Origin of the sequence: Halobellus sp. LT62, assembly GCF_037031285.1 — an archaeon.
Lineage (GTDB): Archaea > Halobacteriota > Halobacteria > Halobacteriales > Haloferacaceae > Haloquadratum > Haloquadratum salinisoli.
The window spans coordinates 276,400-291,561 of the sequence record NZ_JAYEZO010000002.1; the positions used below are offsets into that span (position 1 = coordinate 276,400).

Genomic DNA, 15,162 nt, shown 5'->3' on the forward strand with positions numbered 1-15,162 from the left:
CCGCGACGAATAAGTGGGGTACTGCTCGACGGTCCGGCCGGTATCTGCGTCGTGTGACACAAGACTTATCGATATCTGTTGACAATCCAACACTGTGTCTTCGATAGCCCAAGCCGCAGCGCAGGTGGACGACGCTGCGAGCGTATTGGTCCTCCGTCCGCAGACAGCGGCTGTCGACGACGAAGCGGGCAGGCGGCACTTCGTCGACGACGAGGGCGGGGCGGAGCTGCTCGGTATCTCGTTCACGCAGCCGCCGTCGGCGTGGTACGACGCGTGGTGTGACACGCTCGACGGCGAGCCCGCCGCGGCGGCGATAATCACGACCCCCGAACTGGCCGAAGACGACATCGGCGACCGCCCGCTCGACGTCGATACGGTCGCGAACCCCTCGAACCTCACTGGCATCGGCGTCAAGTCGACGCCGTATCTGACCGACTGGACCGACGCGACGGTCACCGTGGACTCGCTCACGACCTTGCTCCAGTACGCGGACAAACAGCGCGTCTACCGCTTTCTGCACGTTCTCACGACCCGGCTTCGGGCCGCGGGCGCGACCGGACTGTTCTACTTCGATCCGACCGTGCAGGACGAACAGACCGTCGAACTGCTCAAGACGCTGTTCGACGCGGTCATCGAGTGCGAGTCCGCGGGCGACGACTCCGGGGAGTTCGAGTGGACGGCGCGGGTCCAGCATTCCTGAGAGCGAGTCTCGTTTGTCCCCATCGACTCGACCTCGCGAGTCGAGACGCCTAAGGCGCGCTGCCCCGACCTCCCGCTATGGCACGCGTCTCCGTGAACGGTGTCGACTGTTACTACGAAACGGCCGGATCGGGCGAGCCCGTCGCGTTCGTCGGCGACGTCGGCTACGGCGCGTGGCAGTGGAGTTGGCAGCACGCCGCGGTCGCCGGTCCCTATCGGAGCATCGTGACCGACCTCCGCGGCTGCGGTCGCTCGGACGCCCCGCCGGGACCGTACGCCGTCGGGGATCTCGTCGACGACTTCACGACGGTTCTCTCGGACGCGGGCGTCCGCTCGGCGCACGTCGTCGGCGCGGGGCTCGGCGGGATGGTCGCGCTGGAGGCCGCTCGAACCACCTCCCGCGTCGACAGCCTCGTCCTCGTCGGGACCGCCGCCCGCGGGGCCGGGCTCGACCTCGAACCGCTCTGGGCCGCCCCCGGCGACCCCGACGCGCTCGAACGCTCGCTCGCGGCCGGACTCTCCGACGCGTTCGTCGACGCCCACCCCGACGCCGTCGCGCAGATGGTCGAGTGGCGCGCCGCGGAGGACGCCGACCGGGCGGCGTGGAAGGCCCACGAAGCGGCCGTCGAGGGCTTCGACGTCTCCGATCGGCTCTACGAAATCACCGTTCCGGCACTCGTCGTCCACGGGGCCGACGACGCGGTCTGGCCCGCCAAACGGGGCGAGGCGTTGGCGGAGGGGCTCCCGCGCGGGGAGTTCCGCTCGGTCGACGAGGCGGGTCACCTCGTTCACGTCGAGGCCTCGAAACGCGTCAACGACGACCTGCTCGGCTTTCTCGCGTCGCTCGACGGTGATTGACGCTCGATCGACGGCGACTGTTTTCGTTCCATCGCAACGACGCGTCACAGAGGTCGGCACGAACGCCCGCGGGCGCAAGGCATTTTTCGGCTCGTCCCGTTCGTTTCCACGATGAGTCGGACCAATGACCGATTGCGAATCGCGCTCCTCGACGCCTCTCACGGCGACGAGCACACGCGGCGGAACTTCCGGCGCGAGCTCGACGCCGACCTCGTCGAGTTCGACGTGACGGCCGGCGAGCGCCCGGCGGGGTTCGACTTCGACGCCGTCGTCGTCACCGGCTCCCGATCGTCCGTCTACTGGGACCGCGATTGGATCCGACCGCTGGTCGCGTACGTCGCCGAGGCCGACGACCGCGGAGTGCCGCTTCTCGGGGTCTGTTACGGGCACCAAGTCGTCGCGACGGCCCTCGGCGGCCGCGTCGAGGATATGGGTGCGTACGAGATCGGCTATCGCGAGATCACGAAAGTCGACGACGACGAACTGCTGGCGGGCGTCCCGGAGACGTTCACCGCGTTCACGACGCACTCGGATGCGGTCACCGAACTCCCGCCGGGAGCGACGCTGCTCGCCGAGAACGACTACGGCGTGCACGCGTTCCGTCGAGAGAACGCGTGGGGCGTCCAGTTCCACCCGGAGTACGACCGTGAGACGGCCCGCGCGATCACGCACGAGAAAGAGCTCACAGCGGCACGCCGCGAGGAGGTTCTCGACGGCATCAACGACGAGAACTACGACGCGGCGTGCCGCACGAAGCGGCTGTTCGACAACTTCACCGACGCCGTTCGCGAGGAGCGGCGCGAGCGGATGTCCTTGGCGTAGGTAGCTGTTTGCCGCTCAGGATTCGCCCTCCCAGTAGTCAACGTCGTCGTTCTCGCGGTAGTAGCCGGCGACGACCCGCTCGCCAGCGTCGCCGCCGGGCGGTGCGCCTGCGTAGACGCCGATCTTCTCCGAGTCCGGGTAGACGGTCACGTCGGGGTCCCGCATCGTCGACACCGCGAGGTAGCGCAGCGGCTCGTCACCGTCGTTGTGCAGCCGGTGCGCGCCGTCGGGGTCGGCCGGAAAGCCGCAGAAATCGCCGGGCTCGATTCGGTCCTCGCCGTCGGGCGTCCGGAGCACGCCGGTCCCCGAGAGGACGTACACCGCCTCCGCGTTCGCGGTGTGAAAGTGATACGGCCACGACGACGACTCGGGCGGCAGTTCGTAGAGGCTCGCGCCGACCTCGTCGAAATCGGCGGCGCTGGCGAGTTTCTTTCGCTTGAAGTGGGTCCCCTCGCGTTCGGTTTCGCTCCACTCGACGTCTCGTTCGCTGACGCGGTTCATACGCGTTCTCCCGCGGCGCACGGCATAAATTCGAGGGCGAGATCGAAGTGACTGGACGGCGTCGGCGATTCGAACGGCCGCACCGACGGTGTTTTTTATAATGATTGTTGTAGTCTCTTACCGGTGTTCACCGGCATCGGGAGAGGTGAGCACCGACAAAACGCTACAACAATCATTATCAGCCTCTCTGGTGTATCTGACGCCAATGGGAATCGATCCGAACTTCGAGAACAACCGCGAGAAGGTCGACGAGGAGAACGGTGTCGACGTCTGGGGACCCGTCGAACCCCCGGAGAAGCTCGGTATCCACGGGACGCACGTCGCCGTCGACTACGACCTCTGCGTCGCCGACGGGGCGTGCTTGGAGAACTGTCCGGTCGACGTGTTCACGTGGGTCGACACGCCCGATCATCCCGAATCGGACCGGAAAGTCGAGCCGACCCGAGAGGACCAGTGTATCGACTGTATGCTCTGCGTCGACATCTGTCCGGTCGACGCCATCGATGTCGACGGTTCGCGGGCCTGAGGCGGATCCCGAACGGTCGGATTGTCTCCAGTACGTCGATCCGACGACAGTATCTTGTCTGCGGCGACCATACGATCGATCGCTATGGCTGATGAGGTAACCCGTTTGCTGCAGAAGGCGTATCAGGACGAGATCGAGACCGTGATGAACTATCTGACGAACTCGATCGTCCTCGACGGCGTCCGCGCCGAGGAGATCAAAGAGTCGCTTCAGCAGGACATCCAAGAGGAACTCGGGCACGCCGAACAGCTCGGGAACCGGCTCAAGCAACTCGACGAGCACCCGCCCGGCTCCGCCGCCTTCGAGGCGAACCAGATGAGCCTGCAGCCTCCCGAGGACACCACGGACGTCCTCTCGGTGATCGAGGGCGTTCTCGACGCCGAAGAGGGTGCTATCGAGACGTACCGTGCGCTGATCGATGCGGCCGAGGAGGCCGACGACCCGGTCACCGAGGACCTCGCCGTGACGCTCCTCGCCGACGAGGAAGCGCACAGAACGGAGTTCCGCGGGTTCAAGAAGGAGTACAGCCAAGAGTAACCCCGGACCACGCGGCGTTCTATCCCGTCCCGAGCAGGGTCGCCCCCGCGAGCGCGAGCGCGACGACCAATCCAACCGCGTCGATTCTCCCGAACCGGAGTTCCGGGAGCGTCGGATTCCACGCGAAACACCGGGCCCGGAGCGCGAGCGCCAGCCGGTCCGCGCGAGCGAAGGCCCGCCTGATCCCCGCGGAGCCGACGAGTCGCATCCGATCCCGGAGCGGCCGCTCCGAGCCGAGCCGCGCGGCAGAGGCGTCGCGGATCCGACGGAGATCGGCCCGGAGCAGCGGCAGGAAGCGGAACACGAGCGCGACGCCGACGCCGAGCAGCCGGCCGACGCGACCCGGAACGAGCCGCTGGATCGCCGCGCGGGAGTCGCGGACGGGCGTCGCGTGCAGATACACTGCCGAAACCAGCAGGATGAGGAGCACGCGATAGCTCGCCAAGAGCGGACCGACCGCCGCAGTGAGGTCGATGCCGAGACGCCACGCTGTCGGGTCACCACTGGAAGACCAGATACTGAGATCGACCTCGACGATAGAAACGAGCGGCCCGGCCGCCAGAAACGGCAGCGCCGGAAGGTAGCCCCGAACCGCTCGAACCGGCGAGAGCCGTCCGGCGGCGAGGAACGAGAAGGCGACGAGCGTGAGCCACGCGAGCCCCGACGGCGTCGTGTGCGCGAAGGCGGCCGCAGCGAAGGCGGCTTGGAGGAGCAACTTCGTCCGCGGATCGAGTCGATGCGCGAGCGAATCGCCGGGCTGGTACGTCAGCATCGCGCGTTCGGGTCGAGATCGCGGCCGCCGTCCCGCCTATCGGCGGGCGTCGGAACCGACGCGTCGAACCGCTCCGGGACTCGCACGTCGTATTCGGGCAGCGATTCGACGGCCGTCTCGGGGTCGGCGTCGACGACGACGCGCCCGTCTGCCATCGCCACGACGCGGTCGGCGGGACCCAGCACGTCGCGGAGGTCGTGCGTGACGACGACGACGCTCGTTCCTCCGTCCGCGAGGCTCCGCAGCCGATCAAGCACCGCGCGGCGCGCGGGATCGTCGAGCCCGGTGAACGGCTCGTCGAGCACGAGGTGATCGGGTTCCATCGCGAGCGCGCCCGCGATAGCGACGCGCTCGCGCTCGCCGCCGGAGAGTTCGTCGACCCGGTCGTCCTCGCGGCCGGCGAGGTTGACCGCCGAGAGCGCGGTGTCGACCCGGCGGTCGATCTCGTCTCTGTCGAGGCCGAGGTTCTCCGGGCCGAAGGCGACGTCAGCGCCGACCGTGGCCGCGACGAGTTGGTCGCGCGGCTCCTGGAACACCATTCCCACGGCCGTCCGCGCGGCGACGAGATCAGAGCCGACGCTGCGGCCGTTGACTTCGACCGTCCCCGCGTCGGGCTTCAACAGGCCGTTGAAGTGGCGAACGAGCGTCGTCTTGCCCGAGCCGTTCGCGCCTGCGACGACGGCGCACTCCCCGTCGGCGATCGAGATCGAGACGTCGTCGACGGCGACGACATCGCCGTAACTGTGGACGAGCCCCTCGGTGCGAATCATCGGGTGACTCCGGCGCGCATCGCGACGCTCACGCGGCCGCTGCGGCATCGCTGCGGACGATCCCGACCGCAGCAGCGATCTTCACGGCCTCGAAGGGGACGAACGCGAGCGCGCTCACCGCGAACGCTTGGACGAGGCCGACGTTCTGTACGATCGCGAACCCGACCGTGCCGAACGCATAGATGACGACCGTTCCGGCGAGCATCCCGACGACGAGTCGGGCGGTCCCCACCGCCTCGGGGGCGTCGAGGCCGTCGAACCCGTGGACGACGGCTCCGATCAGCGCGGCGGCGATCGGGTACGACCAGAGGTACCCCGCGGTGTAGCCGACGAGCGGGCCGAACCCGGCTTGGCCGCCGGCGAAGACCGGCGCGCCGGCCGCGCCCGCGGCGAGATAGAACGCCAGCGACGCGCCCCCCCAGACCGGGCCGAGGAAGATCCCGGCGAGGAAAACGCCGAGCACCTGCAGGCTCACGGGAACAGGCGAGATCGGATTGGGAAACGAGACGTACGCGAACGCGCCGGTGAGCGCCGCGAACAGCGCCGCGCGCGCGACGTTGCCGACGACGTCCTCGCCGACGAGTTCGACCGGCTGCGACTTCGTGGACATACGTCACCTTGTCTCGTAAACCCAAATGAATACTTTGGTTTACGACGGAAACGTTTGTACGTCGCGACCGCTTTTGGTCACCTGATGGACGAGAAAACGGCCGAACTCCGGGATCTCTTCGTGGAGGCGACGGGCGAGGACGCCGTGACCGAGTCGCAGTCGACGCCACGCGGCTCGCTGGAGCGTGATCTCGACGATGAGGCCGTCGACGACCGTCTCGACGAGCTCATCGAGACGATGCGGGAGCGCGACGACTTCTCGTCGTCGCTCTCCACTCCCGCTCTCCGCCGCGTCGTCCGCGCGTTTTTCGACCCCGACGCCGCGGGTGCCGATTCGGAGACGTGGTCGGCCGCGGCCGACGCGGCGCTCGCCTCGTCGCTGCCGAGCGAAAGCGAGCCCGAGGCGGCCGCAATCGACGCCGAGGACGTCTTCCGCGCGCGGATGGACCTCCACCTCGTCAGCGACGCGGACCGAGAGGGTCCGATTCCCTACGAAACGCTCCGCCGACACGTTCTCGACGCCGTCGACGATGACGTCGGTTCCTCAGCGGTCGACAACGAGACACTCGCCGCCGAGTTGTCGGAGGCGGCGGACGCCGACGTCGCCCTCGAAACCGCGCGTCGCTATCGGCGAGTCGTCGAGAGCGACATCGCCTCGCGGCGCGTCAATCACCGCTTTCGCGACGCCTTCGCGGATCTCCTGACGGACGCGGACCTCTCGACGCGGCTCGCCGAGGACGCCCGCCGCGACGGCCTCCGGGAGGCGACCGAGGACATCGAAACCGACGTGTCGCTCTGAGAGCAGCCTTCTGCGTCCTCCGCTGGTAGTTCGTTCACTTTCGCTCTCCGTGGCGAAGACTCTTACCCGATGAGGACCCTACTCCGGTGCGATGGCGCAGGCCCCCCAGGACTCACGCGACCTCACCGAGCGGTTCATCCAGTTCTACCGCAAGTACTACCGCGACGAGATCGGTACGCTCGCGCAGAAGTACCCGAACGAACAGCGCTCGCTGTACGTCGATTACGACGACCTCTACGCGTTCGACACCGAGTTGGCGGAAGATTACCGACAGAAGCCCGACCAGATCCGCGAGTACGCCGAAGAGGCGCTGCGACTCTACGACCTCCCCGCGGACGTCAAACTCGGCCGCGCGCACGTCCGGCTGACGAATCTCCCCGAGACGGTCGACATCCGCGGCATCCGCGTTCACGACGACCACATCGGGCGGATGATCGCCGTGCAGGGCATCGTCCGCAAGGCGACGGACGTCCGGCCGAAGATCACGGAGGCCGCCTTCGAGTGCCAGCGCTGCGGGACGATGACGTACATCCCGCAGGCCGACAGCGGCTTCCAGGAACCGCACGAGTGCCAAGGGTGTGAGCGTCAGGGGCCGTTCCACGTCGACTTCGACCAATCGGAGTTCGTCGACGCGCAAAAGGTGCGCGTCCAAGAGAGCCCCGAGGGCCTGCGGGGCGGCGAGACGCCACAGAGCATCGATGTCGACCTCGAAGACGACGTCACCGGCAGGGTAACCGCCGGCGACCACGTCATCGTGACCGGCGTCCTCCACATCGAACAGCAGACCTCCGGCAACGAGAAGACGCCGATCTTCGATCTCTATATGGACGGGGTCGCCGTCGAGATCGAAGATGAGGAGTTCGAGGATATGGACATCACCGACGAGGACGTCGCCGAGATCGTCGACCTCTCGAACGAACCCGACATCTACGAGAAGATGGTCGACTCCGTCGCGCCCTCGATCTACGGCTACGAGCAGGAGAAGCTCGCGATGATCCTCCAGCTCTTTTCGGGCGTGACGAAACACCTCCCCGACGGCTCGCGGACCCGCGGCGACCTGCATATGCTTCTCATCGGGGACCCGGGTACGGGGAAGTCCGCGATGCTCCAGTACATCCGGAACATCGCACCGCGATCGGTCTACACCTCCGGGAAAGGTAGTTCCTCGGCAGGTCTCACCGCGGCGGCCGTCCGCGACGATTTCGGCGACGGCCAGCAGTGGACGCTCGAAGCCGGCGCGCTCGTCTTGGCCGACAAGGGGATCGCGGCTGTCGACGAACTGGATAAAATGCGCTCGGAGGATCGAAGCGCAATGCACGAAGCGCTGGAACAGCAATCTATTTCCGTATCAAAGGCCGGCATCAACGCGACCCTGAAATCCCGGTGTTCGCTGCTCGGCGCGGCGAACCCGAAGTACGGACGCTTCGATCAGTACGAGCCGATCGGCGAGCAGATCGACCTCGAACCCGCGCTGATCTCCCGATTCGACCTGATCTTCACGGTCACCGACAACCCCGATCCGGAGTCCGACGCCAAGCTCGCAGACCACATCATCAACACGAACTACGCCGGGGAGTTGCACACGCAGAAGACGAAGGTGCCGAGCTCGGAGTTCACCGACGAGGAGATCGAGAACGCGACCGAGGAGGTCACGCCCGTGATCGACGCCGAGCTCCTGCGGAAGTACATCGCCTACGCCAAGCGCAACTGCTATCCGACGATGACCGACGAAGCGAAAGAAGTCATTCGGGACTTCTACGTCGACTTCCGGGCGAAGGGAGCCGACGACGACGCCCCGGTTCCCGTCACTGCCCGGAAACTCGAAGCGCTCGTGCGGCTCTCGGAGGCGTCGGCACGGCTCCGCCTCTCCGACACGGTCGAGCGCGAGGACGCCGTCCGCGTCACCGAGATCGTCGAGTCCTGCCTCCGCGACATCGGAATGGACCCCGAAACCGGAGAGTTCGACGCGGATATCGTCGAGACGGGGACCTCGAAGAATCAGCGCGACCGGATCAAGGACATCAAGCACCTCATCGAGGAGCTCGAAGACGAGTACGAGGAGGGCGCGCCGGTCGACGAGGTTATCGATCGGGCGGGCACAGACCTCGGCTTGGACGAGTCGAAAGCCGAAGACGAGATCGAGAACCTCAAACGAAAGGGCGAGCTCTACGAACCGCGGAAGAACTACCTGAGGACGACGTAATGGATCGGATTTCCGCACTCCGGAACGTCGAAGAGGCGCTCGGCGACTTCGAGTCCGGCGACTCGGACCTCGCGGCGACCGAGCAGCGCGTCGTGACGATTCTCCGCACGTACGCGACCGAGTTCGAGAGCGAGGACGGACTCCGTGCGTACCAAGCGACCGGCGAGGGCCGAGCGCACGGCCTCGTCGTCGTCGCCGAGAGCGCCCCCGAAGCGCGCGAGCGGATTGCCGACCTGCTCGACGAGGACCCGGCCGTCCTCGACGTCGATATCTCTCCGGTGTGAGTCGGTTTCGCCGATGTGGATGGGTTTTTACCACCCCCGCGAAATAGGCTCGTAACCGTGTTGTTGGTGGTGACGTACTCGCGCCGGGCGCGCGAGACGCTGCGGAACGCCTGTCGATCGCACGAGGAGACCGTCGTCAGACGGTTCGGCCGCGCCGCGCTGTTGCGGGAGACGGAGTACGGCGCGTTCTTGGCGTGTCGGCTTCGGGAGCGACACGCCGGGAACGTCCAGATCGAACGCACCGAGCCGTTCAACGAGTTCGCCGACGCGCCCGATACCGTTCGCGAGGCTGCGAGCGCCTACGAGAACCGCGAGTCGCCGAGCACGCCGTACGACAGGTTCGCTGCCGGGACCGATCATCCGACGTCCGACGCGATGCGAGAGCGGGAACTGTGAGTAGTGACGGGGCGGACGTCGGCGAGACGGTCGTTTCCGGCGTCCCGAGCTTCACGCTCCGCTTGCCGAACGGCCGCGTCGAAGACGGACCGGTCGTCGACCTCCGCGGCGACGCGTCCGAAATTCCGACGGGATCACAACTCCGGCGCGCAGTCCGGGTTGGCTGTCCGACCCGCCCGACCTCGCCGACCGTTTACTCCGTTCGCCCCGGTCGGGCTCACGCGCACGTCGCCTCCCTCGGCCCTGATACCGCGATCCGATCGCGCGCCGCGCTCGCGGCGGTTGCAGTCGACATCGGGATCGAGACGCCGCACGACGACGACCTCGTCGACGCGCTGCGGTCGCTCCGAGCGCTCTCGCCCGCGCCGATCGACGACGCGGAACTGCGAGCGGCGCGCCGCCGGGCCGCCGTCGCCGGGGCCGAGACCGACCGCCTTCGAGAGCGAGTCGCGACCGTCCGCGGTCGGGTAACCGCGCTCCGAGAGGCCGCGGCCGATGACGTCGCGGCCGATGACGCTGCGACTGCCCCGAGTCCCGACGAGGCGTTGACCGAGGCGGAGGCGGCGCTGTCGGATCTGACGCGACAGCTCTCGGAGGTGGCGACCGAACGGGTCGCGGCCGCACAGCGACTTCGATTGCTCGAACGACGGACCCGGTCCGCCCGCGATCAGCGCAATGCGCGGATTCGGCTCGAAGACCGCGTCGAAAACTGCAGGCGACGGGTTCGGGCCGCCCACATCGACGCCGTTTCCGACGCCTTTCGCGACGCGCGAGCGGAGCTGGATCGGTGGATCGTCGGCGACGTCGTTCCGGAGGCCGATACGTCGGAACTCCTCGATGCGCTCGCCGTGGCCCGGCTCGCACCGATCCGCGCACCGCTGCTCGTCGTCGGCGACGTCGCCGACGCCCTCGGCGGTCCCGACGCGGCGTTCGACCGACTCGGTGCGCCGCTGATACTCCGATAGCGCGCCGTCGACGGGTCGGCGGGCGTCCGCCGGAACCGCCATCGATCGAGCCGTCGACCGACGCCGACTATAGTAGCATTTGCAAGTCTTCGCCCATCCGATCGCACGACAGCGTGCGATCGGATGAGCAATCAGTTGCAAATGCTACTATATTTATATACTATCGGGCGGCCAGAGCGGGCGTGCAACTCTCTCTCGACGCGACCGGTCCCGACGCCGCCGGTCAGATCGATGAACCGCGATCGCCCGGGAACGGTCCGCTCGAACCGACGGTTTCGACGCGGTCGGTCGCGGGTGTCACGCTCGTTTGGATCGAGCTCCGCAGTACCGTCGCCGTCGACGTGCGCGTCCGGATCCGGAACGAACTTGACGGTCCGATCCTCCCGCCGCGAGCGGCTGGCGTTCCGGCGACCGGGTGGGACGCAGACGGCTTCAGTGGAGCCGTTCCGGGTTCCGGATCTCTCGGCGTCGGCTACGCCTGTCCGGCGTCGTCGCCGCCGGACGGATCGGACGCGACTGCCGTCTCGATCGAGGTTCTCGGTCCTGTAGACGGGTGTGAACTGGCCTCGGACGGCACGGCGGACGAGAAATCGTCCGACTCGGTGACGGCCGCGATTCGTTCGCTCGGCCGCGCGCGACCGCCTGCCGATGTCGTCGTGGGAGAACCGGGGTTCAACGCGGACGACTCCCTCGTGGGTCTGGAACCGGACGAATCGGCTGGACGTGACGGGTCCGCTGCCGACGCGGTTCCGGTCGCGGTCGAAGCGTGGCTCGACGCCGTCGAAACGCGCGTCGAACACGCCGAACGGCTGACTGACGCCACGGCCGCGGACGCGACGGCGGTGCTCGCCGACCGCGGCGGTGCCGACGCGCTCGTCGGCCTCCCGGAGGCGATCGCGGCCGACGAAGCGACGCTGCGGGCCGTCGCGTCTCGCGTGGCCGACCTCGCTGACCGCGCCGACGCGACTGACGCCGCGCCCGTCGTGTCGTCGCTGTCGGCAGCGGCCGAGACGCGATGCGATCCCAACGCGGAGTCGGCGACCGAGAGGCGAGCCGGCCCCGAGGCCGAATCGATGAGCGGAGGCGAGCCGTGATCGTCGCCGTCACCGGCGGCAAGGGCGGCGTCGGCAAGTCGACGGTCTCGGTGGAGCTCGGTGCCGCGCTCGACGCCACTGTCGTCGACGCCGACCTCGGAATGGCGGATCTGCCGACCGGCCCCGGTCCGGACCTCCACGACGTTCTCGCCGATCGGGCGGATCCGGTCGAAGCGGTTCGGGAGGGATGCGGTCCCGTTCGGTTGCTCCCGTGCGGCCGCTCGCTCGCGGGCGCTCGGGCGGCCGACGTCGCCGCGCTCGACCGGACGCTCCGCGCGATCGAGGCAGCCTACGGCGACGTCGTCGTCGACTGTCCGGCCGGGATGAAAGCCGACGCGGGCGTTCCCCTCGCCGTCGCGGACGCCTGCGTGATCGTGGCGTCGCCGCAGTCGTACGCGCTGGCTGACGCGGTCCGCTCGCGAGCGCTCGCCCGCGAACTCGACGCCGGACTCGTCGGCGTCGTGATCAACCGGGCCGTCGACGATCCGCCGACGGAGGCGTTCGAGGACGTGCTCGGTGCGCCCGCCGTCGTCGTTCCCGCCGACCCGCGTGTGGGTCAGACGGTGGCCTCGTTCCGCCCGGTCGTCCGATCCGCGCCGTCGACGCGGGCGGCCCGCGAGCTGACGACCGTTGCGGATGCTGTGCGTCGGGCAAAGCGGGTCTGAGTTGGTCTGGCCTGACCCACGTTACTCCGCGAACTGAGACCTGAGACCTGAGAACTGCGTTCGTCGCTGCCCGACCGTAGTCGAAACTGTCGTCGTTACTCGCCGTCGCTGAAAACGGTCGCCGTTACTCGCCGTCGCTGAAAACGGTCGCCGTTACTCGCCGTCGCTGAAAACGGTCGCCGTTACTCGTCTTCGCGGAGCTGTTGGTACGTCGACCGTAGCGTCACCGGCGTCACGTCCGCGACGTCGGCGGCCTCCTGTTGCGTCAGTCCCGCACCGAGGTCGCGCCCGGCGGTGTACAGGCACGCGGCCGCGACGCCGCCGGGATTTCTGCCGATCGAGATCCCGCGGTCGGCGGCTTCCTCGACGTAGTCGCGCGCGAGCCGTTCCACCTCGCCCGAGAGGTCGAGCTGGGAGGCGAACCGCGCGAGGTACTCCGCCGGATCGATCGGGCCGACCGGCAGTCCGAGTTCACGGTTGATCGCGTCGTAGGCAGCGGTCTGCTCGCTCTTCGTCGCTTTCGCGACGTCGGCGACCTCGCTCACCGTCCGCGAGACGCTGGCGACGCGGCAGGCGGCGTACACGGACGCCGCGGCGAACCCCTCCAGCGAGCGCCCGCAACAGAGATCCTTCGACTGGGCGGAGCGGAACAGCGAGCAGGCGTGGTCGCGGATCCGGTCCGGGAGCGAGAGGACGCTCGTGAGCCGACGGATCTCGGTGAACGCGTACACCTGATTGCGCTCGCGCTTCGTCGAGATCCGCGCGCGGTTGTGTTGCCGGCGCATCCGCGCGAGCTGTCGGCGCTTGCGACCCTTCACGCGCGTTGACCGACCGATTTTCGTCGAGAGGCCCTTGTCGTGTCGCGAGCGCGTCAGCGGCGCGCCCGTCCGCTTCGGGTCGGTGTCGGAGTCGGCGAAGGAGCGCCAGTCCGGGCCGTGGTCGATTCGGTACTCCGAGAGGACGAGCCCGCACTCGCCACAGAGCGTCTCGCCGCGGGCGGTCTCGGGGCGACCCCCGCACTCGGGACAGACGTTGGTCGTATTGGTTGCGTCGGCGGTGGCGTCGGCGGTGGGTGCTCCACTCATCACAATTGAAACTCGGTCGCGAAGCCATATTTAAAGACGTGAGAAAACGGGGCTTTGACCCACTATTCCGGGGTACAAACCAACCGGTAACCGGTGGGTTATAAAATTCAACTCTGATAATAGGTGCGAACCCTCTTATCCGAACGGGTGGACACACGCACACGATGGGTTTGTCGGAAATCGCTGCGGGGTTGGAACTGACGACGAAGCAGAGAGAGCGCGGCGTCGCGACCGTCGACGACACGGACGTCGACCTCGACGCGCGGCTCCGCGAGTACGAAGCGGACCTCCCGTGTACGGCCGCGGGAGCGGCGACAGCTCTCGAAGAGTACAATGCGGGCGCGAGCGTCGGCGACGCTGGAGAGGCCGCGGCGCTCGCGCCGGTCACCGCGGCGAAGCTCCTGCACCGGTGCGGGTTCGAGGGCGTGACGCCGCTGTCGCCGACGGCCCGCCGCGTGCTCCGCGACTGGATCGACGGGCGAGTGTCGCGCGCGGACGCGCTGGAACTCACCGGCGCGGACGAGGCGGAGTTCGCCCTCGCCGCCTACGTCGAGACGCACGACCCGATCACCGAACTCGCAGAAGCCGTCCGACGCGACGCCTCCGCGCCGCTCGCCGGCGACGCCTTGGTGTCGAAACGCGACGCGCTCGCGGAGACGATGAGCGGCAGTGCCGATCTCCGGTAACGGCGTTTCTCGCGGGCGTTTCTGCCGGCGCTATCGGCCGATCAGCCCGCCTACGGAGCCGAGCAGTCCCTCGCTCTCGCCGCTCGCTTCGATCTCTCGTCCCGTCACTGCGGCGGCGACGCGCGCGACGCCACCGGCGAACGCGCTGTCGCGGTCGAGACACGCCGGAGCCGACGCGACCGCCGTCGCGTCCGTTTTCGGGATCGATATGTCGGCCGTCTCCAACTCGCCGCGAGTCGAGACCACGAGGTCGGCCTCGGTGCCGATGTCGGCCAGTCGCTCGTGGGTCTGTTGGACGGCCTCGGTCCCGCGGGCCGTCGCGGGTGCGACGACGGCGACGTGATCTGCGGCGTTGACTGCGGCGACCGACTGATTCGCGGCGATCGGCGGCACGTCGAGCAGGACGTGATCGAACTGCCCGGCCGCGCTCGCGATCAGCGATTCGAGGCGTTGGGCGGCCTCGACGCTCTTGGCCCGCGCGAGTCGCTCGAAGGGCGCGTACGCCGGACAAGCGGCGACGTCGCCGGCGACTGCTTCGTCGAGGTCGAGCGGTCGCAACCCGACCGACAGCGCGCGCCCGTCGTCGACGAGGAGCGCCGTCACATCCGGATCGATGGCCCCCGAAACGTACTGTGCCAGCCCCTGCGTCGCGAACGCGGCGTCCAGAATCGCGACCGATCGGCCGTCGGCCGCGAGCGCCGTCGCCACCTCGACGACGGTCCGCGTCGTCCCCGCCCCGCCCGTCGCGCCGACGAACGCCACGACGTCCGTCGAATTCGTCTGAGACATACCCCAGTTGGCCGCGTACTGGGCTTTAAAATATCCGGTCGACCGCGTGTTTCTCCGGAACTGTTCGGTCTGGAGTCGGTCCTCTCACTCGCTCGCGAGTGT

At 68.0% G+C, this 15,162-nt stretch carries 19 protein-coding genes; 13 read left to right on the plus strand and 6 right to left on the minus strand.

The window, feature by feature from the left end; all coding sequences use genetic code 11:
- Positions 1–94 precede the first annotated feature (94 nt).
- The 3 genes from U5919_RS10670 (at position 95) to U5919_RS10680 (ending at position 2,379) form a co-directional block, all read left to right on the plus strand.
- On the plus strand, positions 95–700 hold the full coding sequence (locus U5919_RS10670) for a DUF7504 family protein (RefSeq protein ID WP_336024203.1): 606 nt from the start codon (positions 95–97) through the stop codon (positions 698–700).
- 77 nt (positions 701–777) lie between these two features.
- Positions 778–1,557: an alpha/beta fold hydrolase gene (locus U5919_RS10675; RefSeq protein WP_336024205.1), complete on the plus strand. Its 780-nt coding sequence runs from the start codon at positions 778–780 to the stop codon at positions 1,555–1,557.
- A 111-nt stretch (positions 1,558–1,668) separates the two neighbouring features.
- Complete coding sequence (locus U5919_RS10680; protein WP_336024207.1) at positions 1,669–2,379, plus strand: type 1 glutamine amidotransferase; 711 nt, start codon at positions 1,669–1,671, stop codon at positions 2,377–2,379.
- Positions 2,380–2,394: 15 nt separating this feature from the next.
- On the opposite strand, the gene U5919_RS10685 is transcribed toward U5919_RS10680, so the two are convergent.
- Positions 2,395–2,880 (minus strand): cupin domain-containing protein, encoded by a 486-nt coding sequence (locus U5919_RS10685; protein WP_336024209.1) that lies wholly within the window; start codon positions 2,878–2,880, stop codon positions 2,395–2,397.
- Between the two features lie 205 nt (positions 2,881–3,085).
- Here U5919_RS10685 and U5919_RS10690 point away from each other — a divergent pair, with 205 nt between their 5' ends.
- Both U5919_RS10690 and U5919_RS10695 read left to right on the plus strand, forming a co-directional pair.
- Positions 3,086–3,406 (plus strand): 4Fe-4S dicluster domain-containing protein, encoded by a 321-nt coding sequence (locus U5919_RS10690; protein ID WP_336024211.1) that lies wholly within the window; start codon positions 3,086–3,088, stop codon positions 3,404–3,406.
- A gap of 84 nt (positions 3,407–3,490) precedes the next feature.
- Complete coding sequence (locus U5919_RS10695; protein WP_336024212.1) at positions 3,491–3,943, plus strand: ferritin-like domain-containing protein; 453 nt, start codon at positions 3,491–3,493, stop codon at positions 3,941–3,943.
- A 19-nt stretch (positions 3,944–3,962) separates the two neighbouring features.
- Here U5919_RS10695 and U5919_RS10700 read toward each other — a convergent pair whose 3' ends face one another.
- The 3 genes from U5919_RS10700 to U5919_RS10710 are packed head-to-tail and all read right to left on the minus strand — an operon-like array spanning position 3,963 to position 6,095.
- Positions 3,963–4,715, minus strand: a complete 753-nt coding sequence (locus U5919_RS10700; protein WP_336024213.1) for an energy-coupling factor transporter transmembrane component T family protein — start codon at positions 4,713–4,715, stop codon at positions 3,963–3,965.
- Positions 4,709–5,485 (minus strand): energy-coupling factor ABC transporter ATP-binding protein, encoded by a 777-nt coding sequence (locus U5919_RS10705; RefSeq protein WP_336024215.1) that lies wholly within the window; start codon positions 5,483–5,485, stop codon positions 4,709–4,711. The genes U5919_RS10700 and U5919_RS10705 overlap by 7 nt, the downstream gene beginning before the upstream one ends.
- A gap of 28 nt (positions 5,486–5,513) precedes the next feature.
- Complete coding sequence (locus U5919_RS10710) at positions 5,514–6,095, minus strand: biotin transporter BioY (protein ID WP_336024216.1); 582 nt, start codon at positions 6,093–6,095, stop codon at positions 5,514–5,516.
- A gap of 84 nt (positions 6,096–6,179) precedes the next feature.
- On the opposite strand from U5919_RS10710, the gene U5919_RS10715 reads away from it, so the two are divergent.
- The 7 genes from U5919_RS10715 to U5919_RS10745 all read left to right on the plus strand — a co-directional run bounded on the left by U5919_RS10715 (position 6,180) and on the right by U5919_RS10745 (position 12,500).
- Entirely contained in the window at positions 6,180–6,893 is a 714-nt protein-coding gene (locus tag U5919_RS10715) for a conditioned medium-induced protein 4 (protein ID WP_336024217.1), read from the plus strand.
- A 91-nt stretch (positions 6,894–6,984) separates the two neighbouring features.
- Positions 6,985–9,096: a minichromosome maintenance protein MCM gene (locus tag U5919_RS10720; protein ID WP_336024218.1), complete on the plus strand. Its 2,112-nt coding sequence runs from the start codon at positions 6,985–6,987 to the stop codon at positions 9,094–9,096.
- Positions 9,096–9,380, plus strand: coding sequence for a DUF7854 family protein (locus tag U5919_RS10725; protein WP_336024220.1), 285 nt, complete (start codon positions 9,096–9,098; stop codon positions 9,378–9,380). Before U5919_RS10720 ends, U5919_RS10725 begins: the two co-directional genes overlap by 1 nt.
- A 57-nt stretch (positions 9,381–9,437) precedes the next feature.
- On the plus strand, positions 9,438–9,776 hold the full coding sequence (locus tag U5919_RS10730) for a DUF7855 family protein (RefSeq protein WP_336024221.1): 339 nt from the start codon (positions 9,438–9,440) through the stop codon (positions 9,774–9,776).
- The gene (locus tag U5919_RS10735) at positions 9,773–10,741 is read left to right on the plus strand and encodes a DUF7856 family protein (protein WP_336024223.1); all 969 of its coding nucleotides are present in this window, start codon (positions 9,773–9,775) and stop codon (positions 10,739–10,741) included. The genes U5919_RS10730 and U5919_RS10735 overlap by 4 nt, the downstream gene beginning before the upstream one ends.
- A 182-nt stretch (positions 10,742–10,923) precedes the next feature.
- Positions 10,924–11,835, plus strand: coding sequence for a DUF7857 domain-containing protein (locus U5919_RS10740; protein WP_336024224.1), 912 nt, complete (start codon positions 10,924–10,926; stop codon positions 11,833–11,835).
- Positions 11,832–12,500, plus strand: coding sequence for a MinD/ParA family ATP-binding protein (locus tag U5919_RS10745; protein ID WP_336024226.1), 669 nt, complete (start codon positions 11,832–11,834; stop codon positions 12,498–12,500). Before U5919_RS10740 ends, U5919_RS10745 begins: the two co-directional genes overlap by 4 nt.
- Positions 12,501–12,682: 182 nt before the next feature.
- Here U5919_RS10745 and U5919_RS10750 read toward each other — a convergent pair whose 3' ends face one another.
- Positions 12,683–13,585, minus strand: coding sequence for a transcription initiation factor IIB (locus U5919_RS10750; protein ID WP_336024228.1), 903 nt, complete (start codon positions 13,583–13,585; stop codon positions 12,683–12,685).
- A gap of 164 nt (positions 13,586–13,749) precedes the next feature.
- On the opposite strand from U5919_RS10750, the gene U5919_RS10755 reads away from it, so the two are divergent.
- Positions 13,750–14,271: a DUF7858 family protein gene (locus U5919_RS10755; protein WP_336024231.1), complete on the plus strand. Its 522-nt coding sequence runs from the start codon at positions 13,750–13,752 to the stop codon at positions 14,269–14,271.
- A 30-nt stretch (positions 14,272–14,301) separates the two neighbouring features.
- Here the strand turns inward: U5919_RS10755 and U5919_RS10760 are convergent, their stop codons facing one another.
- On the minus strand, positions 14,302–15,060 hold the full coding sequence (locus U5919_RS10760; protein ID WP_336024233.1) for an AAA family ATPase: 759 nt from the start codon (positions 15,058–15,060) through the stop codon (positions 14,302–14,304).
- Positions 15,061–15,162 lie beyond the last annotated feature (102 nt).

Excerpts from the sequence above, each read along its gene's own strand:
- U5919_RS10675 (WP_336024205.1), top strand. The coding sequence starts at position 778 with ATGGCACGCGTCTCCGTGAACGGTGTCGACTGTTACTACGAAACGGCC.
- U5919_RS10680 (WP_336024207.1), top strand. The coding sequence starts at position 1,669 with ATGAGTCGGACCAATGACCGATTGCGAATCGCGCTCCTCGACGCCTCT.
- U5919_RS10685 (WP_336024209.1), bottom strand. The coding sequence starts at position 2,880 with ATGAACCGCGTCAGCGAACGAGACGTCGAGTGGAGCGAAACCGAACGC.
- U5919_RS10690 (WP_336024211.1), top strand. The coding sequence starts at position 3,086 with ATGGGAATCGATCCGAACTTCGAGAACAACCGCGAGAAGGTCGACGAG.
- U5919_RS10695 (WP_336024212.1), top strand. The coding sequence starts at position 3,491 with ATGGCTGATGAGGTAACCCGTTTGCTGCAGAAGGCGTATCAGGACGAG.
- U5919_RS10700 (WP_336024213.1), bottom strand. The coding sequence starts at position 4,715 with ATGCTGACGTACCAGCCCGGCGATTCGCTCGCGCATCGACTCGATCCG.
- U5919_RS10705 (WP_336024215.1), bottom strand. The coding sequence starts at position 5,485 with ATGATTCGCACCGAGGGGCTCGTCCACAGTTACGGCGATGTCGTCGCC.
- U5919_RS10710 (WP_336024216.1), bottom strand. The coding sequence starts at position 6,095 with ATGTCCACGAAGTCGCAGCCGGTCGAACTCGTCGGCGAGGACGTCGTC.
- U5919_RS10715 (WP_336024217.1), top strand. The coding sequence starts at position 6,180 with ATGGACGAGAAAACGGCCGAACTCCGGGATCTCTTCGTGGAGGCGACG.
- U5919_RS10720 (WP_336024218.1), top strand. The coding sequence starts at position 6,985 with ATGGCGCAGGCCCCCCAGGACTCACGCGACCTCACCGAGCGGTTCATC.
- U5919_RS10725 (WP_336024220.1), top strand. The coding sequence starts at position 9,096 with ATGGATCGGATTTCCGCACTCCGGAACGTCGAAGAGGCGCTCGGCGAC.
- U5919_RS10750 (WP_336024228.1), bottom strand. The coding sequence starts at position 13,585 with ATGAGTGGAGCACCCACCGCCGACGCCACCGCCGACGCAACCAATACG.
- U5919_RS10755 (WP_336024231.1), top strand. The coding sequence starts at position 13,750 with ATGGGTTTGTCGGAAATCGCTGCGGGGTTGGAACTGACGACGAAGCAG.
- U5919_RS10760 (WP_336024233.1), bottom strand. The coding sequence starts at position 15,060 with ATGTCTCAGACGAATTCGACGGACGTCGTGGCGTTCGTCGGCGCGACG.